Here is a 22,207-nt window from a genome sequence, read left to right on the forward strand (position 1 = left end):
GCCGCCCTCTATGGCTATGACGCTCGCATGATCATCGGCATCGGCTCCGACCTGTGTGACATCCGCCGCGTCGAGCGCACGCTCGAACGCTTCGGCGAGCGGTTCATCCAGCGTGTCTTCACCGAAACCGAGCGCCGCCGCGCCGCCCGCCGCCCGGCGCAGTTCGCCGCGACCCTCGCCAAGCGCTTCGCCGCCAAGGAAGCCTGCGCCAAGGCGCTCGGCACCGGCTTTCGCCGCGGCGTATTCATGTCGGACCTCGGCGTCGTGAATCTCCCGAGCGGCCAGCCGACGCTCGCCCTCACCGGCGGCGCTGCCGAGCGTCTCGCCGCGCTCACGCCCCCCGGGCGCAGTGCCTTTGTCCATCTCTCGTTGACCGATGAATATCCCTACGCCTACGCGCATGTGATCATCGAAGCGCGGGACGGCGCGTGACGCGATGACCGCTCCGGCGACGGTCGTGCCGGTCTGCCGGCATTTCGGCGTCTGCGGTGGCTGCAGCGCGCAGGATGTCGCCCCTGCCGCGCTTGCCGAGGCGAAGCACGCCCGGCTTGCCGCCGCCCTCGCGCGGGCCGGCTTCGCTGACCCGCATCCGGCGCCGGAGGTCTCGATCCCGATGGGCACCCGCCGGCGGGCGGATTTCGCCGTCGCGCGCGTCGCCGGCGCCGTCCGGCTCGGCTTTCACGAGACCCGTTCCCGCACGGTGGTCGACATTGCCGAATGCCCCCTGCTGCGGCCCGAGCTCGAAGCGCTGATCGACCCGCTTCGCGCGCTGCTCGCCCGGTTGCAGGGGCTGCGCAAGAGTGCCGATGTCCGGGTCAACCTCCTCGATGCCGGGGCGGACGTGTCGGTCGCGCTCGATGGCGAGGCCACCGCCGCCGACCGGGCGCGGCTGGTCGCCTTCGCGCAGGAACACGACCTGCCGCGAATCAGCCTCGGCGCCGAGCCGGTGCTGATCCGCCGCCCGCCCACGCTCGACTGCGCCGGCCTCGTCGTCCTCCCGCCGCCCGCCGCCTTCCTGCAACCGAGCTTCGAGGGCGAGGCGGCGATCCGCGCCGCCGTGCTCGCCGGCCTGCCGCCGAAGCTCACCCGCAAGTCGCGGATCGTCGAGCTCTATGCCGGAATCGGCACCCTCACCGGCGCGCTCGCCGCCCATGCAAGGGTGCATGCGGTCGAGGGCAGCGCCCCGGCGCTGGCCGCGCTCGATGAGGCGGCGCGGACCGGCGGCCAGGCCGGGCGGATCGACACCGAGCGGCGCGACCTCGCCCGCCGCCCCGTCACCGCGAAGGAACTTGCCGGTGCTGCCTGCGTCGTGCTCGATCCGCCCTTCGATGGCGCCGGCCCGCAAATCGCCCCCCTGGTCGAGGCGAAGGTGCAGCGCATCGTCTATGTCAGCTGCAACCCCGAGGCGCTCGCGCGCGAGGCCGCCCCCTTCGCCCGCGCCGGCTACCGCCTGCTCGCGTCCACCCCGATCGACCAGTTCCCCGGCTCCGACCATCTCGAAAGCGTCGTCGTCCTCGGCCTCTGACCGGAACGCGGGGCAGCAAAACCTTGCGCGCGGCGAAGCCGCCATGTTACTCATCCTTGCATGAGCCAGACGGTTTTCCGTTCCGCGCTTTTCCTGCCCCGCGCCGCCACCGTGCTGCGGAGCCTTCCGCTCGCGCTTCGACTTATCGACCCCTGGGCGTAACACCCGGCTGAAAACCGGCACGCACAGGGGAGAAAGACGAGGCTACCCAACGGTTCCCCAGCAGAGCGAGTGCATTCCATGACGATCCATCACCCGAATTTCGGCGCGGTCCCCGACGATCGCGTGTTCATCTTCGACACCACGCTGCGCGATGGCGAGCAGTCGCCCGGCTTCTCGATGAATCTCGACGAGAAGCTGCGCATGGCCGAAGCCCTCGCCGAACTCGGCGTCGACGTCATCGAGGCCGGCTTCCCGATCGCGAGCCAGGGCGATTTCGAAAGCGTGCGCCGCATCGCCGAAACCATCAAGGGACCCGTCATCGCCGGCCTCGCCCGCTCCGGCCGCGACGACATCGTCCGCGCCGGCGAGGCGGTGAAACCGGCCGAGCGCAAGCGCATCCACACCTTCATCTCCACCTCGCCGCTGCACATGAAATACAAGCTGCGGATGGAGCCCGACGCGGTGCTCGAGGCGGTGGTCCGCTCCGTCACCCTCGCCCGCGACTATACCGACGACGTCGAGTGGTCGGCCGAGGATGGCAGCCGCACCGAGCCCGATTTCCTCTGCCGCTGCGTCGAGGCGGCGATCCGCTCCGGCGCGACGACGATCAACATCCCCGACACGGTCGGCTACGCCGTGCCGGAAGACATCGCGCGGATCTTCACCATGCTGCGCGAGCGCGTCCCCGGCGCCGATGCGGTGATCTTCTCGACCCATAACCACAACGATCTCGGCCTCGCCGTCGCCAACACCATCGCCGCGATCAAGGCCGGCGCGCGCCAGATCGAATGCACCATCAACGGCATCGGCGAGCGCGCCGGCAATGCCGCGCTGGAAGAGATCGTGATGGCGATCCGCACCCGGCACGACGCGGTGCCCTACCGCAACAATATCGACACGCCGCGCATCCTGCGCACCTCCAAGCTGCTCGCCACCATCACCGGGTTCGACGTGCAGCCCAACAAGGCGATCGTCGGGCGCAACGCCTTCGCGCATGAAAGCGGCATCCACCAGGATGGCGTGCTGAAGAACGCGGCGACCTACGAGATCATGACGCCCGAATCGGTCGGCTGGCAGAAGACCAGCCTCGTGCTCGGCAAGCATTCCGGCCGCGCCGCCTTCCGCGACAAGCTGCGCGCCCTCGGCTATGGCGAGGTCGGCGACAACGCGCTGAACGACGCCTTCCGCCGCTTCAAGGACCTCGCCGACCGCAAGAAGCTGGTCTACGACGAGGACATCGCCGCCCTGTTCGACGAAACCGTGCTGCGCGACCAGAGCCGCATCCGCTTCGTCGCGCTGGAAGTCTGGGCCGGCTCGAAGGCGAAGCCCCGCGCCCGGCTCGAACTCGAGGTCGATGGCGAGATGAAGGTGCACGAATCGCATGGCGACGGCCCGGTCGATGCCACCTTCAACGCCATCCGCGCGATCTGCCCGCACGAGGCGGAACTGAAGCTCTTCACCGTCGGCGCCGTCACCGAAGGTACCGATGCGCAGGCGAAATGCGGTGTGCGCCTCGAGGAAAACGGCAAGAGCGTCGATGGCCAGGGCTCGGATACCGACACGATCGTCGCCGCCGCCCGCGCCTATGTCCACGCGCTCAACAAGCTGATCGTCAAGCGCGAGCGCAAGGAACCGGCGGCGCTGACCGCCTGACCCGACCCCTTCTGGCGGGCGGCGCGATAGAGCATTTTCCGATCCTAATCGATCGGATGATCCTCTATCATATTGATAAACAGAGCATCTTTATCTGATCGGATGATGCTCTATCCGTCCGCCAGAAATTCCTGGAGAGCGGCCAGCGTCGCCTCCGGGGCTTCCTCGGCGAGAAAATGACCCGACTCGATGGCCTGCCCCTCCACCGGGCCTGACGCATATCCGCGCCAGATCTCCAGCGGATCGTAGAGCGCGCCGACCAGCCCGCGCGACCCCCACAGCACCTTCAACGGCGCGGCGATCCTCTCCCGCCGCGCCCGGCTTTCGCGGTCGTGTTCGAGGTCGATCGTCGCCGCCGCGCGATAATCCTCGCAGATCGCCGTCACCGTCGCCGGGTCGGCCATCGCCCGCCGGTAATCCGCCATTGCCGCCTCGTCGAACACCGCCCGCGCCGTCTTGTGCCGGGCGGTCTGCGACAGCAGCCAGTATCCGGCGTCGCGGTTGATCAGGTCCTCCGGCAGCGGTGCCGGCTGGGCGAGGAAGAACCAGTGATAATAGCCCATGGCGAAGCGCATGTCGGTGCGCTCGAAATGCTCGATCGTGGGAATGATGTCGAGCAGCGCGAGCCGCGAGATCCGGTCGGGATGGTCGAGCGCCAGCCGGTGCGACACCCGCGCCCCGCGATCGTGGCCGACCAGCGCGAAGCGGCCGATCCCGAGATGTGCCGCGAGGTCGACGATGTCTTGCGCCATGCGCCGCTTGGAATAGGCTTCGTGGTCCGCACTCGCCGCCGGCTTGTAGCTGTTTCCATAGCCGGTGATGTCCGGGCAGATCACGGTGAATCGCGCCGCCAGCGCGGGGGCGATCCGGTGCCACATGCAATGGGTCTGCGGCATGCCGTGCAGCATCACCAGCGGCGGCCCGCTGCCGCCGCTGCGCAGCCGGAAGTGCCGCCCGTCGCCGAGATCGGCCGTCGTTTCGCTGAACCCCTCGAAAAACCCGCTCATCTCCGCTCCCGGCATGTGTTGGCGAACACCGCAAGCAGCGGTCCCGCCGGCGCAGAGTGCCAGCAGGGTGCGGCCTTGAACAGGGCGGCGAGACGCGGCACCAGCGCGCGGCTCGCCCCATCCGCCTCGATCCGTGCGACGGCGATGCGCGGATACGGCCGTGCCGCCGCCTGCACCGCCGCTCCCGCCGCCCGTGCCACCAGAATGTGCATCTGCGCCGGCGCCGCCGCCACGAACGGTCCCGGCACGCCCACCCCGTCATTGCCGAACGGGACAATGACCAGCGTGCCCGCCGGCAGACGCGCCGCCGCCCGCACCATGCGGGCGGCCGGCTGCATCGTCGCCGGCGAAAGCGCGAGCCCCGCGATCGACGCCGCCCCGACCGCCAGCGAGGCGGCGAGCGCCCACGGCCGCCGCCGCAGCGAGGCGGCCAGCGCCAGCCCGGCGAAGGGCAGGCCGAGCCACACATAGCGCATCTCGAAAGGCTGGTTGCCGAACGCCGCCCCCAGCGCCAGCAGGCCGAGCGGCGGCGCGGCGAACCCCGCCGCGAGCAGTGCCCGGTCATCCCGCCCGAGCGCCCGCCGCCCGTCGTGAAGGACGAGGATCAGCACCCCGGCCAGCCCCACCCCCAGCACCACCGCAACCGGCATGGCGAAGGCGGACGGCATCTCGCGGGGCAGGGCGCCGAGCAGCGCGCCGGCCTGGTCCCTCGCCAGCGCGCCCAGCGCCGGGGCGAGTTGAAATGGCGGAAATTGCCCCCGCGCGACCCGCCTGGGCGAGAAAAACCACAGCCCCGCCGGCAGGAACGCCGCCCCGCCCATCGCCGCCGCCAGCCACACTCGCCATTGCCGCCAGGTCATCGCGGCCAGCCACAGCCCCACCGCAACCGCGGTAAAGCTGGCGAGGTAATTGCTGAAACACGCGGCCCCCAACAGCGCGCCGGCGCAAAACCCGGCGCGGGCGCTGCCGCCGCGCGCCGCGTCGATCGCCAGCAGCGTCCCCGCCATCGCGCAGAGCGTCGCCAGCGCGAAATCCCGCGCCACGATGCCGGTATAGGCGAAGCCGTAGAACAGCGTCGTGATCGCGATCGTGAGGGACGGGCTGATGCCCATCCGCAAGGCGATCCGCCCGAGCAGCGCCAGCGCGCCCAGCGTCTCCACGACCGAGAGCAGCCGCAGCCGGAACAGCCCGACCCCGAGCGAGTCGCGCCAGAGCGACAGCAGCCAGAAATACAGCGGCGGATGCACATCGCCCCGCCGCAAGCCCGTCGCAATCGCGCCGAACCCCGCATGGCCGCGATAGAACGCCCGCGCCGCGCCGGCGCCGAAGGGCAGGGCGGGCCAGTCCGGCCGCGGATGCCCGGCAACGAGGAAGACGGAATAGAACTCGTCATACTCGCCGCCGCGGCGCCACGCGATCGCGACGAGCAGGATCGCGGCGCCGCACAGCGCGGGCGCAAGGCGGGCAGGGCGCATGGCTTCAGCTCCGGGCTTACCCCGAATAGCAACCACAGGTTGTTGTTTCTGGCAACCCGGTCAGAGCATGTCCCGCAGCCGGAACCAGCTCGTCGCCAGCACCAGCGTCGGCATCCGCAGCAGCGGGCCGCCCGGAAACCGCGCATGCGGAATGCGGGTGAAGGTGTCGAACCGCTCGGCGCGGCCGGCCACCGCCTCGGCCATCAGCCGGCCCGCGAGCCCGGTCAGCGCCACACCGTGCCCGGAAAACCCCTGGGCGAACAGCACGTTGCGGCCGAGCCGGCCGAAATGTGGCAGCCGGTTGCGGGTGATCGCGACATTGCCGCCCCACACATGCTCTGCCCGCGCATCCGCGAGTTGCGGAAAGGCCCGCTTCGCCCGCGCCAGCATCGCCGCGCCGAGATTGGGCGGCGGCAGCGTGGAATAGGACACCCGCCCGCCGAACAGCATCCGGTCGTCGGCGCTGCGGCGGAAATAGTCGAGCACGAAATTGAGGTCCGCCACCGCCTCGTCATGCGGAATGAGGTCGCGCACATCCGCCCGCGCCTCGGTCGCGACGATATAGGTGCCGACCGGCATCACATAGCCGGCGATCGGCCGCACCAGCGTGCCGAGATAGGCATTGCCGCAGATCAGCAGATGCCCCGCGCGCACGCTGCCGCGCGCCGTCTTCAGCACCACCTCGTCCCCCGACGTGATCGATGCGACCCGCGTGCCCGTATGGATCACGGCGCCCGCCGCCATCGCCGCATGGGCAAGGCCAAGCGTGTAGTTCAGCGGATGGATATGGCCCGCGACCGGGTCGAGCAGCCCGGCGAGGTAGCGCGGGCTGCGCAGCCGCTCCTGCAGCGCCGCACCGCGCAGCAGCCGGAACCCCTCCAGCCCGAGCGCCTCGAGTTCCCGCTGCCAGGCTTCGAGCTCGCCCACCTGCCGGTCCTTCACCGCCACATGCAGATAGCCCCGCCGCGGGTCGCACGGCATCGCGAACCGCGCGATCTGCGCGTGCACGAGGTCCACCGCCTCGATCGACATCTCCCACAGCGCCTTCGCCACAGAATCGCCGGCGAGCCGCCGGAGCTTGCCGAGATCGGCGGCGAAGCCCGGCAGCACCTGCCCGCCGTTCCGCCCCGAGGCGCCGAAGCCGATGCGCTCGCCCTCCAGCACGACCACGCGATAGCCCCGCTCGGCGAGGTGCAGCGCCGCCGAGCATCCGGTCATTCCCGCGCCGATGATCGCGACATCGCAGCGCAGGTCGCCTTCGAGCGGCGCCGTCGTCGCGTCATACCGCGCCGTGGTCTCGTAGTAGTTCGACAGGGCCATGCGGTTCAGACGTTCAGCAGCAGGTGTTCGCGTTCCCACGAGCTGATCACCCGCAGATAGGTCTCGTATTCGAGCCGCTTCACCGCGACGAACACCTCGACGAGCTTCTGCCCGAGAATGTCGATCAGCGGCCGCGCCTGTTCCATCATCTCGAGCGCGTGCGAGAGTTCGCGCGGCAGCGAATAGGGCTGCGAATAGGCCGAGCCGCGGAAGGCCGGAGTCGGCGTCAGCCCTTCCATCATGCCGAGATAGCCGCAGGCGAGCGAGGCGGCGAAGGCGAGATAGGGATTCGCGTCCGCCCCCGGCACGCGGTTCTCGACGCGCATCGCGCCGGCCTCGCCGTAAGGCACACGCAGGCCGCAGGTCCGGTTATCATGCCCCCATTGCAGGTTGATCGGCGCGTTGGAAAACCGCGTGAGCCGGCGATAGGAATTCACGTTCGGCGCGAAGATCGGCATGATCGCCGGAATGTATTTCTGCAATCCGGCAATGAAGGAAAGAAAAAGCTGGCTCGGCCGCCCGTCCTGGTCGGCGAACAGGTTTCGCCCGGTTTCGAGGTCGACCACGCTCTGGTGCACATGCATGGCGCTGCCCGGCTCCTGGCCCATCGGCTTGGCCATGAAGGTGGCATACATGTCGTGGCGCAGCGCGACCTCGCGAACCGTGCGCTTGAAGAGAAACACCTGATCGGCCCGGTTCAGCGGATCGCCGTGCAGGAAGTTGATCTCGACCTGGGCCGCCCCTTCCTCGTGGATGAGCGTGTCGAGATCAAGTTCCTGCATTTCGCAGAAATCGTACATCTCCTCGAACAGCGGATCGAATTCGTTCACCGCGTCGATCGAGTAGGATTGCCGCCCGGTTTCCTGCCGCCCGGAGCGGCCGACCGGCGGCACTAACGGGTAGTCAGGGTCGGTATTGCGCCCGACCAGATAGAACTCCAGTTCCGGCGCGAGGACGGGTTGCCAGCCACGCTCCTTGTAGAGTTCGAGCACATGGCGCAGTACCTGCCGTGGCGCGATCGTCACCGGTCGGCCATTCGAATACTGGCAGTCGTGGATGATCTGCGCTGTCGGCTCATGCGCCCAGGGCACGAGGCGGACGGTCGCGGGATCGGGGATCAGGTTGATGTCGATGATCGCAGGGTCGGTCAGCGTGTCTTCCGGGTCTTCCGGATATTCTCCCGTCACGGACTGGATGAAAATGCTCTCCGGCAGGCGAGGTGCGCCGCCGCGAAGGAATTTCTGCGCGGGCATGATCTTGCCACGCGGGATGCCGGTAATATCGGGAACCAGACACTCCACTTCAGTGATGCGGTGTTCGTTGAACCATTCGGCCAGGTCGGTCATGTGTGCCTCAGGAGCAGTCCCGGCGGGAACATGATGTTCCACCGGCGACGATGCCCGGTTTCGGATGTGTGGCGTGGGGTCCGCGGTCCCGCCGCCACGGTTCCGGCGCGCCCGGCTCGGGCGCGCCGTCGTCGTTCAGTGCTGGCGGACCGCGGTCCAGATCGCACCGAATTCCTTGGCCTGCGCCGGCGTCAGCGCGGGAAGGAAGCTGAGCCGCTTCATCTGCGCCGCGGTCGGCGTGACCAGCGGCTGCTTGATGGCCTTGTCGAGATACGGCTCCGAGGCCGCATTCGGGCTCGGATACATGTTGAAGTTCGACAGCTCCGCCCCCTCCTTGGCGCCGAGGATGAAGTTGATGAACTTGTAGGCGAGCTCGGGATTCGGTGCGTGGGTCGGGATCGCCATGTTGTCCACCCAGGCCTCCGAGCCTTCCTTGGGCAGGATCCAGCCGATATTGAGGCAGGTCTTGTCAGCATAGCACTGCGCGACGCTGCCGCTCCAGGTCATCCCGATCGCGACGACGCCCTTCTTGAGCTGCTGCATCGTCGGATCGCCATCGACGAAGCCGGAGAAGTTCGGCCGCTTGACCTGCTTCTCGATCAGTTTCGCCGCCTTGATCCAGGCGGCCTTGGTCTTGCAGGCGAAGCCCTCGCCGAGATAGGCGCAGGCCGCCCCGATCAGATCGCGCCCCGAACCCTTCATCATCGAGAACGGGTAGCTCGCGTTGTATTTCGGGTCGAACAGTGCTGCCCAGCTCTCGGGCGGGTTCTTGATCTTGTCCTTGTTGTAGCCGATCACGATCGTGCCCCACTGATAGGGGACGACGTGAGTGTCGTGCGGATCGTAGCTGACGTTCTGGAAGCGCGGCAGCAAATTCTTGAAGTTCGGCAGTTTGGACTTGTCGAGCTTGCGGATCAGCCCCTGCTGGACGAGCTGCGGAATGTAGTAGCTCGACGGGACGACCACGTCATACTGCGAGTCGCCGCCGGCACGCAGCTTCGCGTCGAGTTCGGAATTCGAATCGTAGTACGTCTGCACGACATTGCAGCCGCAATAGGCCTCGAACTTCTTGATCAGGCCCTTGCCGATATAGTCCTGCCAGTTGAACAGGTAGAGCGTCTTGCCCGCGGCATGCGCGGCCGGCGCGCCACCGCCGATCGCGATGAGCGCGGCAAGCGCACCTCCCGCGATCTTCCCCATGAGTCCCTTCATCAAAAACCTCCTGTAGCGTTGATTCATCCGCGTTGCCGCGTCGTCATCCGTTGCCTGTGCGGCTCGTCCGTCTCAGTCTCCAGGTCGCGCGACGAGCTTTCGCGCCCGGTTTCTCGTGAACATGTATTGCAGCAGCCCGGTGCCGATGACGGTGGCGATCATCAGCGTGGCCAGCGCGTTGATGTCGGGCGACACGCCCTTCCGCGCCACCGCGCTGTAGATGTAGATCGGCAGCGTCGTGCTGCCCGGCCCGGCGGTGAAGAAGCTGATCGTGAAATCGTCGATCGACAGCGTGAAGGCGAGCAGGAAACCGCCGATGATCGCCGGCCGGATCACCGGCACGGTCAGGTGCAGGAAGGATTGCCGCGCATCGGCGTAGAGATCGTGCGAGGCCTCGAACATGTTCGGATCAAGCCCCGACAGCCGCGCGAACACCACGAGGGCGACGAACGGTGCCTCGAAGGTGACATGCGCGATGCCCATCGTCAGCAGCCCGGCGGCCAGAAATCCGGTCGCGCTGTGGATGAAGCTGAAGAAGATCAGCTCCGAAATCCCGAACACCAGGCTCGGCATGATGATCGGCGTGTAGATGATCAGGCTCGGCAGCGCGCTGGCGATGCCGGTCGCGTTGCGGTCGCGGTAACGATAGAGGCCGAAGCCCATCAGCGTGCCCAGAGCCGTCCCCAGGATCGAGGAGCCGATCGCCAGCGTCAGCGATCGCCGGAACGCCGCGATGACCTCGGGCGAATGCAGCAGGTCGGCATACCAGTAGAAGGTCTGCCCCTTGGCCAGCGGCGGCGGCGCGAAGGAAAAGATCGCGATCAGAAGGAGCGGCGCATAGAGCAGCAGATAGACCGGCAGGCTCATCGCCAGCAGCGAACGGCGCGTCGATTTTCCCATCGAGATGGCCATCATCCGCGCCTCACATCATGCTCTCTTCGGCGCCGCCGAGCCGCTTGCTCAGCACGCGGAAGGCGAGCAGCCCCGCACAGGTGAACACCAGCATGAAGATCGTCAGCGCCGCCCCGTAGGGCCAGTTCGGCGTTTCCAGGAACTGCGAGGCGATCAGCGAGCCGATCATCATCGACTTGCCGCCGCCGAGCAGCGTCGGCACCACGTAATCGCCGAAGGCCGGGATGACGACGAGGATGATGCCCGAGAGCAGCCCCGGCAGCGTCTGCGGAAACACCGTGTTCCAGAACAGCCTGGGGCCGGAGGCGTAGAGATCCCGCCCGGCCTCGACCAGCGCCCAGTCGAGCTTCTCCGCCGCGGCGTAGAGCGGCACGACCATGTAGGGCAAATAATTGTAGGTCAGCCCGATCTGCATCGCGAGCACGCCCGGAAACAGGCCGAGATGCGGCTGCAGCAGCCCGAGCGACTGCACGAGATGCGACAGCGCCGATTCCGGCCCGAGCAGCTCCATCCACGCATAGGTCCGCACCACCTGGTTGGTCCAGGACGGCAGCACGATGAACAGCAGCAGAAGTGGCCGTGCCGCCGGCGGGCGGGTGACGATGTAGAACACGACCGGATAGGCGAACAGCACCGTCAGCACGCCGGCGCTCATTGCCTGGATGAGCGACCGCACGAGCACCGTGATGTTGCCGGAACTCCAGCCCAGGATCGAATAGCCGGCAACCTCGCGCAACGGCTGCAGGGTTAGCGGCAATTCGGGTCCACCATAGCTGCCCGAGGTGAAGAAACCGATGCCGAGCAGAATGGCGCTCGGCAATACGAGGAACAGCACGATCCAGGTGAGGCCCGGCCCGGCGGTGACCCAAAGCCGCAAGGCGCGGCCGAGGCGCTCCGCCCGCGCGGCACTGCCTCGCCGTGCGTCTGCCGTCGTTGCGCTCATGAGCCGATGAGCACGATATTTTCGGGCTTCAGCTCGCAGGTCACCGCCTCGCCGGGCCGCCAGCTGCGTTCGGCCGCCTGGTTGTTGGTGTCGTAGACGAGCAGCGGCGCGCCATTTTCCAGCTCCACCCGGTACTGCGTCGAGGCGCCCATGTAGATCGCCTCGCGCACCACGCCGGCAACCATGTTCGGCCGCCCCGTCGGTGCGCCGCTTTCGCTGTACATCCAGATCTTCTCGGGCCGGATCATCGCCGTGCCGGAGGCCGGATCCGGGTTGCCGATCGCCAGCGGTCCGAGCGGCGTGTCAATCAGCCCGCCGGGCAGGGCGGTGACTGGCCAGATATTCGACAGCCCCAGGAATTCGGCGACGAAAACGCTCGAAGGCCGCTCATACACATCAAGCACCGGTCCGACCTGGAGCAGCCGCCCCCGCTGCATCACCCCGATCCGGTCGCTCATCACCAGCGCCTCGTGCTGGTCGTGGGTGACGAAAATGAAGGTCATGCCAAGCCTTTTCTGCATCCGCATCAGCTCGACCTGCAATTCCGCGCGCAGCTTGGCGTCGAGCGCGGAAAGCGGTTCGTCGAGCAGGACCACCTCGGGCTCGTTGACCAGCGCGCGGGCGAGGGCAACGCGCTGGCGCTGCCCGCCGGAAAGCTGCGCCGGATTGCGATTGGCGAAGGCGTCGATCTGCAGCAGTTCCATGATCCGCCGTGTCCGCTCGCGCCGTTCGGCCTTCGCGACCCCCCGCATCCGCAGCCCGAAGGCGATGTTCTCCGCCACCGTCAGATGCGGGAACAGCGCATAGGACTGGAACACCGTGTTCACCGGGCGGCGATGCGCCGGCACCGCCTGCATCTCTCGCCCGGAGACCAGGATGCGTCCGGAATCGGGTGTCTCGAAACCGGCGATCATGCGCAGCAACGTGGTCTTGCCGCAGCCGGAAGGGCCGAGCAGCGTGAAGAATTCGCCTGGATGTATCACCAGATTGATGCGGTCTACGGCAACGACATCGGCGGCGAAAACGCGGCTGATGTCTTCGAGGACAATCTGGCCGCGTCGATCGGCCACGGCCGGTTCGCTTGCTGCGTCGTGCGGTTTCATGGCCGCCGAGACTACCGGGCCCGCCATCAGCCGCAAGCCCCCGTTGATGACGTTCGCGCGGCGCCACGGCGTTCCGGCGCAGTAATCCACTTCATGCGATCTCCCAGCTTTCGGGCAGGTGGTCCCTGCCGGACGGTTCGGTTCTTGTGCTGGCTTATGCTCCCAATGCGCAAAGCATCGCGAAAGTCGCGACGGTCGTCAAGAATAATCAACGACAAAATATCATGATGTCGAAATTTCCCGGGACGGCACAGGATTTCGGTTGAAAGATTTGGTCTTTCTTTGCGGAATGTAAGCGACGATCGCGTAAGCTGGTTGCGCGAGCGGGATGGCGCGGCTAGGCTCTGATTATTATTCTAAACACTACAGCGTCGCGAAAGGATTCTGTCCATGCTGATCGGCGTTCCGCGGGAGATCAAGAACAACGAATTCCGGGTCGGCCTCACGCCCGCTTCGGTGCGCGAGCTGCACGCAAACGGCCACCGCGTGCTGGTTGAAACCGGCGCGGGGGAGGGGATCGGCATGGACGATGCGGCCTATGTGCGCGCCGGTGCCGCCATCGCCGCGGATGCCGCAACCGTCTTTGCCGAAGCCGAGATGATCGTGAAGGTGAAGGAGCCGCAGCCCGAGGAATGCCGCCGCCTGCGCCCGGGTCAGATCCTCTTCACCTATCTCCACCTCGCCCCCGATCCGGAGCAGGCGAAGCTGCTGATGCAGTCGGGCGCCATCGCCATCGCCTACGAAACTGTGACCGACGCGCAAGGCCGCCTGCCGCTGCTGGCGCCGATGAGCGAGGTCGCCGGCCGCATGGCGGTGCAGGTCGGTGCCGTGTCGCTGCAGAAGGCCGCAGGCGGCTTCGGCGTCCTGCTCGCCGGCGTGCCCGGCGTGCCGCCTGCCCATGTGGTCGTGCTCGGCGGCGGCGTGGTCGGCACTAACGCGGCCCGCATCGCTCTCGGCATGGGCGCCGATGTCACCATCCTCGACAAGTCGATCGCCCGCCTCGCCCAGCTCGACGATCTCTACGGGCCGCGGCTGAAAACGATGTTCTCCACCACGGAAGCGCTGGAGCAGACCGTCTTCAACGCCGATCTCGTCATCGGCGCGGTCCTCGTCCCCGGCGCCTCGGCGCCGAAGCTGGTCACGCGCGACATGCTCGGCCACATGCGCCGCGGCGCCGTGCTGGTCGATGTCGCGATCGACCAGGGCGGCTGCTTCGAGACCAGCAAGCCCACCACGCACGACAACCCGACCTACGTGGTCGACGGCGTCGTGCATTACTGCGTCGCCAACATGCCGGGCGCCGTCCCCCGCACCTCGACCTTCGCCCTCGCCCAGGCGACGCTGCCCTACGCGCTGCGCCTCGCCGGGCAGGGCTGGCGCGAGGCCCTTCGCGCCGATCCGCATCTGCGCGCCGGTCTCAACGTCGCTAACGGGCGGATCGTCCACCCGGCGGTCGCCGCAGCCCTCGGTCACGACCTGCTGCCGGTCGAGCAGGTTCTCGCCTGAGCATGGACGCCGACGCGCCCGAACCGCCAGACCCTCCCGATCCATCCGATCCGGCAACCGCCGCCGATGCGGGCGTCGGCGCGCGTTTGCGCCGGATGCGCCAGATCTTCGGCCTCACCCAGCGCGAGCTTGCCCGTCGCGCCGGCGTGACCAACGGCGCCATTTCGCTGATCGAGCAGGGGCGGGTCAGCCCGTCGATCTCCTCGCTGAAGAAAATCCTCGATGGCATCCCGATGTCCCTCGCCGAGTTCTTCACGCTCGATCTGACCGCGCCGGAGGATGTGTTCTTCACCGCCGCCGACCTTACCGAAATCGCCTTCGACGAGCGGATCTCCTTCCGCATGGTCGGTCGGCGCCTGAAGGACCGGGCATTGCAGATGCTGCACGAAACCTACAGCCCCGGCGCCGATACCGGCGAGGCGATGCTCCGTCACGAGGGCGAGGAGGCTGGCGTCATCATCCGCGGCCGCATCGTCGTCACCGTCGGCGACCAGGAACGCACCCTCGGCGCCGGCGAGGCCTACTATTTCCGCAGCCGGATCCCGCATCGCTTCCGCAACCCGTTCGACGAGGTCTGCGAGGTGATCAGCGCCAACACACCGCCGAGCTTCTGAACCGGCACATTCCGGTTGAACAGCGCCGCCGGAGCCGATACTGTGTCACGCGATGACACGCTTCGGTGAAACCAGGTCCGATCCGGCCCGCCGCGCGGCGACGCTCCGCCTCGTCGCCCCGCGCGCCGGCCTCGACCTGCAAGCCGAGATGCTGCGCCTCTGCGCGCGAATCGGTTTCAGCCCGCCCCGCTCCTGATCGTTGCCGTCACGCGGCCCCGGCCGTCACCCACGCACGACACAACGGAGTAGATCATGTCCGACCAGACCATTGCCTTCGACTGGCAGGCGGCCGACGCTGCCCACCATCTCCACCCGTTTTCCGACCACAAATCCCTCCACGAGGGGCGCGTCCGCATCATCACCGGCGGTGACGGCGTCTGGCTGACCGACGATCAGGGCCGCCGCGTCCTCGATGCGATGGCCGGCCTCTGGTGCGTCGCCGCCGGCTACGGGCGCGAGGAACTGGTCGAGGCTTCGGCGGCGCAGATGCGCGCGCTGCCCTTCTACAACACCTTCTTCAAGACCTCGACGCGCCCGGTCATCGCCCTCGCCGAGCGTCTCGCCGCGATGGCGCCGGGCGACCTGAACCACGCCTTCTTCGCCTGCTCCGGCTCCGAAGCGGTCGATACCGCGCTGCGCATGGCCCGCACCTACTGGATCACACGCGGCAAACCCGCCAAGCGCATCGTCATCGGCCGCGAATACGGCTATCACGGCTCCACCACGCTGGGTGCTGCCGCCGGCGGGATGAAGGACATGCACCGCCAGGGTGCCGCGCTGCCCGACTTCGCCCATATCATGCCGCCCTACTGGTATGGCCGCGGCAGCCAGATGGACCCGGCGGAGTTCGGCCTGCACGCCGCCCGCGCGCTGGAAGCGAAAATCGCCGAACTCGGGGCCGACAACATCGCCGCCTTCATCGGCGAGCCGATCCAGGGCGCCGGCGGCGTCATCATCCCGCCCGCGACCTACTGGCCGGAAATCCAGCGCATCTGCCGCGAGAACGACATCCTGCTGATCGCCGACGAGGTGATCTGCGGCTTCGGCCGCACCGGCCGCATGTTCGGCTGCGAAACCTTCGGCATCCAGCCTGACATGATGACCCTCGCCAAGGCCATCACCTCCGGCTACGCGCCGCTCTCCGCCGTCATGGTGGGTGACCGCGTGGCCGAGGTGCTGATCAACGAGACCGGCGAGTTCTATCACGGCTTCACCTATTCCGGTCATCCGGTCTCCTGCGCCGTCGCCCTCGCCAATCTCGACATCATCGAGCGCGAGGATCTTGCCGCCCGCGCCGCCGCCAGCGGCGAGATCCTGCGCGAAAGGCTGCATGCCGCGCTGGACGACCTGCCGATCGTCGGCGAGATCCGCGGCGTCGGCCTGATCGGCGCGATCGAGCTGACCGCCGACCGGCGCACCCGCCGCCCCTTCGAGAAGACGGGCCGCGTCGGCACGATCTGCCGCGACCACTGCTTCGCCAACGACCTGGTGATGCGCGCGGTGCGCGACACGATGGTGTTCGCGCCGCCGCTGATCATCGGCGAAGCGGAAATCGATGACATGGTCGCCCGCGCCCGTCGCGCCATCACCGCGACGATGAATGAAGTGCGCGGCGAGATGGCGGTCTGACATGGACGCGATGGCGGCGTCGGCGGACCGGCGCGCGCTGCTCGCCGATTGCGAGCTGATCGAGGCGTTCATCATCGATGTGAACGGCGTTCCCCGCGGCAAGTGGCTGCAGCGCGACCGGGCGGACGCGCTGTTTACCGGCGGCGTCGCCCTGCCGCGCTCGGCCTACCTGCTCGACATCTGGGGGCGGGACATCGTCGAGGGCGGCATCGCCTTCGACACCGGCGACCCGGACGGCAAGTGCTTCGCCGTGCCGCACAGCGTCGCCATCATGCCCTGGGCCGAGGGCCGCGCCGCCCAGGCGCTGCTCACCATGCAGGAGCCGGACGGCTCGCTCTTCTACGCCGATCCGCGCGGCGTGCTGTCCCGCGTGATCGACCGCCTCGCCGCGCGCGGCCTCACCGCGGCGGTCGGGATCGAGCTGGAATTCTACCTGCTCGACCCGAACCGGACCGGCGGGCAGCGTGTCGCCCCGCGCGGCGCCGATGAAAGCCACTGGCGCGGGTGGCAGACGGATACGCTGGGGCTCTGGGAGATCCACGACTACGAACCCGTGCTGCGCGATCTTCTGCGCGCGGCGGACGCCCAGTCGATCGCGCTCGACACGCTGATCAGCGAGAACGGCCCCGGCCAGTTCGAGGTCACGCTGCACTACGCGGCGGATGCGCTGCGCATGGCCGACGATGCGGTGCTGTTCAAGCGCTCGGTCAAGCACATCGCCCGCAAGCACGGCCTCGCCGCGACCTTCATGGCCAAGCCCTTCGGCAACTGGGCCGGCAGCGGCATGCATGTCCATGTTTCGCTGCTCGACCGCGCCGGCCGCAACGTCTTCACCGGCGATGCCGCGCGCGCCGCCCCGGCACTCTACCATGCGCTCGGCGGCCTCGTCGCGGCGATGCCGGACACGATGCTGACCTTCGCCCCGCACGCCAATTCCTACCGCCGCTTCGCCCCCGGCACCCATGCGCCCGTCTTTGGCGACTGGGGGCACGACAACCGCATGTCCTCGATCCGGGTGATCAATGCCGACCCCGCCGCGGCCCGCATCGAGCACCGCGTCGCCGGGGCCGACTGCAATCCCTATCTCGTCCTCGCCGCTCTGCTCGGCGCGATGGACAAGGGGATCGGGGAGGGGGCCGATCCGGGCGAGGAAACCTTCGGCGACAAGGTGGCCGCCACCGCGCCGCGCCTGCCAATCGCCTGGAGCCAGGCCACCGAGCGCTTCGCCAGCTCGCCCCTTACCCGCGCGATCTTCGGCGAAAGCTTCCAGTCCATCTTCGCCGCCTGCAAGCGCCAGGAAATCGCCGAGTTCCGTCGCCGGATCTCGGACGTCGAGTACGACGCCTATCTGAAGAACGCCTGACCCGGCGCCACGTCAGAACAGCGAAAGCTGGGCGGATGCCGCCTTCGCCGGCGGCTTCGCGAACTGCCCGCAATCGAGCGGCGGCGGCGCGTCGCTCAGCCCGAACTGCCGCGCCGCCCGGTGGAAGCGCGCGCGCAGCAGCGCGGCATATGCGCCGTTGCCGCGGAACCGGCTGCCGAACGCGGCATCGTTGAGCGCGCCGCCGCGGGTCTGGCGGATCAGGCTCAGCACATGCGCGGCACGGTCGGGCATGGTGCGCTTCAGCCAGTCCTCGAACAATGCGCCGAGTTCGTGCGGCAGGCGCAGCAGGATGGCGCTGGCGCAGGATGCGCCGGCCCTGGCGCTCGCCTCGAGAATCCGCTCGAGCTCGGCGTCGTTCACCCCCGGTATCATCGGCGCCGCCAGCACGCCGACCGGAATTCCCGCCGCCTTCAGTCCGGTGATCGCATCGAGCCGCCGCCCCGGCGCCGCCGCGCGCGGCTCCATCGCCCGCGCGAGTCGCGCGTCCAGCGTCGTCACCGAGAGGTGCACACGGGCCAGGTTGCGCGCTGCCATCCGCCCGAGAATGTCGACATCCCGCAGCACCCCGGCCGACTTGGTGACGATGGACACCGGATGCCCGAACCGCTCCAGAACTTCCAGCACCGCACGGGTCAGCCGCAGCTGCCGCTCCACCGGCTGATACGGGTCGGTGTTCGATCCGAGCACGATCGGCGCCGCCTGGTAGCCCTTGCGCGAAAGCTCCCGTTCCAGAAGCGTCGCCGCCTCCGGCTTGAAGACCAGCTTCGTCTCGAAATCGAGCCCCGGCGACATGCCGATCCACGCATGGGTCGGCCGCGCATAGCAATAGATGCAGCCATGCTCGCAGCCCCGATAGGGATTCAGCCCGCGATCGAAGCCGAGATCCGGGCTGTCGTTCCGGCTGATGACCGATTTCGTCGCATCGCGGATCAGCACGGTGGCCGGTGGCGGCGGCGCTTCGTCCAGCGTGCCCCAGCCGTCATCGAATGCGTCCTGCCGCACCGTCTCGAACCGGTTCGGCGGGTCCAGTCTTGTGCCGCGACCATCCGGCCGCAGCTTTCGGGGAATGACCGTTTCCATGTTCTCGTTCCGTTCTTGGTCAACACACCGGAATTCCGGCGCGAAGTCAAGAACAAAAACGGAACATGGACTGTTTCAGCTACGCCCGTCAGCTACGCCCGTATGTATCCTCGAAGCGGACGATGTCGTCCTCGCCGAGATACGAGCCCGACTGCACCTCGATCAGGGTCAGCGGAATCTTGCCCGGGTTCTCCATCCGGTGCACGCAGCCGAGCGGCAGGTAGATGCTCTCGTTCTCGCGCACGAGAAGCGTCTCCTCGTCCCGCGTCACCAGCGCCGAGCCGGCCACCACCACCCAGTGCTCCGCGCGGTGGAAATGCTTTTGCAGGCTGAGCTTCGCGCCCGGCATCACCACGATACGCTTCACCTGGAAGCGGTCGCCCTGGATCAGGCTCTCATAGAACCCCCAGGGGCGGTAGACGCGGTTGTGATCCTCGGCCTCGGGGCGCTTCAGCCGCTTGAGCGCGTCCACCACGCGCTTGACGTTCTGCGCCTTGTCGCGGTGCGCGACCAGCACGGCATCCGGCGTTGTGACCACAACGGTATTCTCGAGGCCGAGCACCGCCGTCACCGCGCCGTCGCTGCGGACATAGCAACCCGTCGAGTCCTCGATCACCGCATCGCCGAGCGCCGCGTTGCCTGCCGCATCCTTCTCCGCGATCTCCCAGATCGCCGACCACGAGCCGACATCCGACCAGCCGAGCGAGGCCGGCACGACCACGGCGCGATCGGTCTTTTCCGCAATCGCGTAGTCGATGCTGATTTCCGGCGAGCCGCGAAAGGCCTCCGCATCGAGCCGGATGAAATCGAGGTCGGGGCGGCGCGTGTCGAATGCCGCGCGCACGCTGCGGGCAACTTCGGGAGCGAGGCGCTCCATTTCCGACAGCATGGTCCGGGCGGTGGCGACGAACATGCCTGAATTCCAGTAATGCCGTCCGTCGGCGATCAGCGTCGCCGCCGTCGCGGCATCGGGTTTCTCGACGAAGCGGGCGATGCGGAACGCGCCATGATGCCCGGCGAGCGCCTCGCCCTGCTCGATATAGCCATAGCCGGTCTCGGCCACGCTCGGCCGCATGCCGAAGGTCACGATGTGACCCTCCCGCGCGGCGGCGGCGGCGATGCCAAGCGCCTGGCCGAGGGCGGCCGCATCCGCGATCGAGGCATCCGCGGCCATGATCCACATGACCTGATCCGGATCGCCCTCCGCCACCAGGAACGCGGCGGCCGCGATCGCCGGCGCGCTGTTGCGCCCGACGGGTTCGAGCAGGATCCGCGCCCCCGTGTGCCCGCTGCCGCGCAACTGCTCGGCGACGATGAAGCGGTGCTCGTCGTTCGCCACCACGATGGGTGCCGCGAACAGCTCGCCCTGCGCGCGCGACGCCGTCTCCTGCAACATGGTGCGCGAGGAGATCAGGGGCCAGAATTGCTTGGGATAGGATTTGCGCGACACAGGCCACAGCCGCGTGCCGGTCCCCCCCGCAAGAATGACCGGAACGATTCCGGCGTCGCGCGCTTGTGTCTGATCAGGCATGCAGGCTCCCCCAAATCATCGCAGCTTCATTGCCAGCGGGCCGCCATTGCGTCCAGCATGGCGTCGTGTGGAACAGGATGAAAAAATGGAAAAGACCGGGCTCGACGATCTGACAAGCGCCGAACTGCGCGCCCTGCTGCCGCGCCGCCCGCTCGTGCTCCTGCCGCTCGGCAGCCAGGAGGATCAGGGCGCCCACGCACCGATGGGCGATTTCCGCCTCGCCGCTGCCCTGACCGGGCGGATCGCGCGGGCGGCAACCGAGGCCGGCACATTGACGCTCGCCGCACCCGCGCTGCCCTTCGGCGCGGCGGACCATTTCGGCGCGGTTCCCGGCGGCCTCGCCCTCGCGCCCGCGACATTCCGCGCCGTGCTCGCCGACCTGATCGCCGATCTCCGGCGCACCGGACTCGACCGCATCGTCATCCTCAACGGTCATGGCGGCAACGCGCCGCTGGTGCATGAGGTCACCCTCTCGATCCGCCGCGCCGGCGGGCCGATCATCCCTTCGTTCTATCTCTGGAAGGTCGCCCGCCGGCTGATGGAGCGGCGCATCGGCCCCGCTGCCGGCCGGTTCGGCCACGGCGCCGAGCCGCTCGCCTCGATCACCCTGGCCCTCCGCCCCGATGCCGCGCGGCCCGACCTCGCGGTGAAGCCCGCACCCGGCGCCAGATTGCTCGGCTGCCCGGTCATCGGCTTCGGCACGATCGGCTTCGAGGACGTCGAGATCGACGCTCCGGCCGAATATCCCGAAATCGCCCCGTCCTCCGCCACGGCTGACGCCACCGGCGCCGATCCCGCCCTCGGCGCCGCCGTCATCGCCGACCTCATCGCCCTCGCCGTCCGGTTCTGCGCCCATGTGGCCTCCCTGACATGAGCCTCGTTCCCGCCTGGATTCCGATCACCATCGCCGCCGCCCTGTTCCAGGTCTGGCGCACGGCGCTGCAGGCCCGGCTGCGCGGCGCGCTCAGCGCCCCGGCGGCGGGCTTCGTCCGCTTCGTCTATGCTCTGCCGGCCGATATCCTGCTGCTCGGCGCCGCCCTCTTCCTGCTCCGGCGGTCCCTGCCGGCGATCCCGCCCGCCTTCGTGCTCGACTGTCTTGCCGGCGGCGTCGCGCAGATCTTCGGCACCATGCTGCTGATCATGGCCTTCGGCCATCGCAACTTCGTGGTCGGCACCGCCTATGCGAAGACCGAGGCGGCGCAGCTCGTCATCTTTTCCGTCCTCGTCCTTGGCGTGCGCATCCCGCCCGAGGCGATCGTCGGCATCATGCTTGCCGTCGCCGGCGTTCTCGCGCTGTCCTTCGCCGGCCAGAAATTCTCGGCCGCCGACCTGCTGCGCGCCTCGGCGCAGCCCGCCGCCCTTTGCGGTCTCGGCTCGGGCTTCAGCTTCGCCGTCACCGCGATCCTGCTGCGCAACGCAACACTGACGCTTGGCGCCGACACGCCGGTCCTGCTCAAGGCGCTGCTGACCCTGACCGTGACCAACGCCCTGCAAACCTTGGCACAGGGCGGCTTCATGGCGTTGCGGAACCGGGCCGAGCTTGCGAAATGCTTCACCCTCTGGCGCCGCGCCGCGCCGGTCGGCGTGCTCTCGGCCTTCGGCTCCGGCTGCTGGTTCGCCGGATTCGCGCTGACCAACGTCGCCCTGGTGCGTGGCCTTGGCCAGATCGAGATCCTGTTCACCCTCGCGGTCGGCCATTTCTTCCTGCGCGAACGCACCAAACGCGGCGAGATCACCGGTCTCGTGCTGGTCGGGCTTGGAGTCGTGCTGATCGCGGCGGCCGGAATCGGTTAAGGCGTCGCGCC

At 68.2% G+C, this 22,207-nt stretch carries 20 protein-coding genes; 10 read left to right on the top strand and 10 right to left on the bottom strand.

What is annotated here, in order from left to right; all coding sequences use genetic code 11:
• The first annotated feature begins 27 nt into the window (after window positions 1–27).
• The 3 genes from acpS to RT91_RS06090 all read left to right on the top strand — a co-directional run bounded on the left by acpS (window position 28) and on the right by RT91_RS06090 (window position 3,340).
• Complete coding sequence (gene acpS / locus RT91_RS06080) at window positions 28–432, top strand: holo-ACP synthase (RefSeq protein ID WP_007421787.1); 405 nt, start codon at window positions 28–30, stop codon at window positions 430–432.
• Between the two features lie 4 nt (window positions 433–436).
• Entirely contained in the window at window positions 437–1,525 is a 1,089-nt protein-coding gene (locus RT91_RS06085; protein ID WP_035186218.1) for a class I SAM-dependent RNA methyltransferase, read from the top strand.
• Between the two features lie 240 nt (window positions 1,526–1,765).
• The gene (locus RT91_RS06090) at window positions 1,766–3,340 is read left to right on the top strand and encodes a 2-isopropylmalate synthase (RefSeq protein ID WP_007423002.1); all 1,575 of its coding nucleotides are present in this window, start codon (window positions 1,766–1,768) and stop codon (window positions 3,338–3,340) included.
• Between the two features lie 110 nt (window positions 3,341–3,450).
• Here the strand turns inward: RT91_RS06090 and RT91_RS06095 are convergent, their stop codons facing one another.
• The 8 genes from RT91_RS06095 to RT91_RS06130 form a co-directional block, all read right to left on the bottom strand.
• Window positions 3,451–4,347, bottom strand: coding sequence for an alpha/beta fold hydrolase (locus RT91_RS06095; RefSeq protein WP_035186219.1), 897 nt, complete (start codon window positions 4,345–4,347; stop codon window positions 3,451–3,453).
• Window positions 4,344–5,822 carry a glycosyltransferase family 39 protein gene (locus RT91_RS06100; protein WP_035186221.1) on the bottom strand — a complete coding sequence of 493 codons (1,479 nt, stop codon included), beginning with the start codon at window positions 5,820–5,822 and terminating at the stop codon, window positions 4,344–4,346. Before RT91_RS06100 ends, RT91_RS06095 begins: the two co-directional genes overlap by 4 nt.
• Window positions 5,823–5,882: 60 nt before the next feature.
• Entirely contained in the window at window positions 5,883–7,142 is a 1,260-nt protein-coding gene (locus RT91_RS06105) for an FAD-binding oxidoreductase (RefSeq protein ID WP_007421361.1), read from the bottom strand.
• A 5-nt stretch (window positions 7,143–7,147) separates the two neighbouring features.
• Window positions 7,148–8,488: a glutamine synthetase family protein gene (locus RT91_RS06110; RefSeq protein ID WP_007421362.1), complete on the bottom strand. Its 1,341-nt coding sequence runs from the start codon at window positions 8,486–8,488 to the stop codon at window positions 7,148–7,150.
• A gap of 135 nt (window positions 8,489–8,623) precedes the next feature.
• Entirely contained in the window at window positions 8,624–9,700 is a 1,077-nt protein-coding gene (locus RT91_RS06115; RefSeq protein ID WP_011941593.1) for a spermidine/putrescine ABC transporter substrate-binding protein, read from the bottom strand.
• A gap of 72 nt (window positions 9,701–9,772) precedes the next feature.
• Window positions 9,773–10,600 carry an ABC transporter permease gene (locus tag RT91_RS06120; protein WP_240314214.1) on the bottom strand — a complete coding sequence of 276 codons (828 nt, stop codon included), beginning with the start codon at window positions 10,598–10,600 and terminating at the stop codon, window positions 9,773–9,775.
• 22 nt (window positions 10,601–10,622) lie between these two features.
• Window positions 10,623–11,555, bottom strand: coding sequence for an ABC transporter permease (locus tag RT91_RS06125; RefSeq protein ID WP_007421365.1), 933 nt, complete (start codon window positions 11,553–11,555; stop codon window positions 10,623–10,625).
• Entirely contained in the window at window positions 11,552–12,625 is a 1,074-nt protein-coding gene (locus RT91_RS06130; protein WP_231844475.1) for an ABC transporter ATP-binding protein, read from the bottom strand. Before RT91_RS06130 ends, RT91_RS06125 begins: the two co-directional genes overlap by 4 nt.
• A gap of 423 nt (window positions 12,626–13,048) precedes the next feature.
• Here RT91_RS06130 and ald point away from each other — a divergent pair, with 423 nt between their 5' ends.
• Genes ald through RT91_RS06150 form a run of 5 tightly spaced genes read left to right on the top strand, consistent with a single transcriptional unit; the run spans window position 13,049 to window position 17,770 of the window.
• Entirely contained in the window at window positions 13,049–14,164 is a 1,116-nt protein-coding gene (ald, locus tag RT91_RS06135; protein WP_007421367.1) for an alanine dehydrogenase, read from the top strand.
• Window positions 14,165–14,166: 2 nt separating this feature from the next.
• Entirely contained in the window at window positions 14,167–14,778 is a 612-nt protein-coding gene (locus tag RT91_RS06140) for a cupin domain-containing protein (RefSeq protein WP_007421368.1), read from the top strand.
• 52 nt (window positions 14,779–14,830) lie between these two features.
• The gene (locus RT91_RS21370) at window positions 14,831–14,974 is read left to right on the top strand and encodes a capsid protein (protein WP_138919125.1); all 144 of its coding nucleotides are present in this window, start codon (window positions 14,831–14,833) and stop codon (window positions 14,972–14,974) included.
• A gap of 56 nt (window positions 14,975–15,030) precedes the next feature.
• Entirely contained in the window at window positions 15,031–16,407 is a 1,377-nt protein-coding gene (locus RT91_RS06145; protein WP_035186222.1) for an aspartate aminotransferase family protein, read from the top strand.
• A 1-nt stretch (window position 16,408) separates the two neighbouring features.
• Window positions 16,409–17,770 (top strand): glutamine synthetase family protein, encoded by a 1,362-nt coding sequence (locus RT91_RS06150; RefSeq protein ID WP_007421370.1) that lies wholly within the window; start codon window positions 16,409–16,411, stop codon window positions 17,768–17,770.
• Window positions 17,771–17,782: 12 nt separating this feature from the next.
• Here the strand turns inward: RT91_RS06150 and RT91_RS06155 are convergent, their stop codons facing one another.
• Together RT91_RS06155 and RT91_RS06160 are read right to left on the bottom strand one after the other, a co-directional pair.
• Window positions 17,783–18,871 carry a PA0069 family radical SAM protein gene (locus RT91_RS06155; RefSeq protein ID WP_035186224.1) on the bottom strand — a complete coding sequence of 363 codons (1,089 nt, stop codon included), beginning with the start codon at window positions 18,869–18,871 and terminating at the stop codon, window positions 17,783–17,785.
• An 88-nt stretch (window positions 18,872–18,959) separates the two neighbouring features.
• Window positions 18,960–20,402 carry a mannose-1-phosphate guanylyltransferase/mannose-6-phosphate isomerase gene (locus RT91_RS06160; protein WP_011941597.1) on the bottom strand — a complete coding sequence of 481 codons (1,443 nt, stop codon included), beginning with the start codon at window positions 20,400–20,402 and terminating at the stop codon, window positions 18,960–18,962.
• A gap of 85 nt (window positions 20,403–20,487) precedes the next feature.
• On the opposite strand from RT91_RS06160, the gene RT91_RS06165 reads away from it, so the two are divergent.
• Window positions 20,488–21,276: a creatininase family protein gene (locus RT91_RS06165; RefSeq protein WP_035186256.1), complete on the top strand. Its 789-nt coding sequence runs from the start codon at window positions 20,488–20,490 to the stop codon at window positions 21,274–21,276.
• A complete protein-coding gene (locus RT91_RS06170; RefSeq protein WP_007421374.1) occupies window positions 21,273–22,196 on the top strand; it encodes an EamA family transporter in 924 nt (307 codons plus the stop codon). Before RT91_RS06165 ends, RT91_RS06170 begins: the two co-directional genes overlap by 4 nt.
• Window positions 22,197–22,207: the final 11 nt, after the last annotated feature.

This window comes from Acidiphilium sp. JA12-A1 (genome assembly GCF_000724705.2).
GTDB lineage: Bacteria > Pseudomonadota > Alphaproteobacteria > Acetobacterales > Acetobacteraceae > Acidiphilium > Acidiphilium multivorum.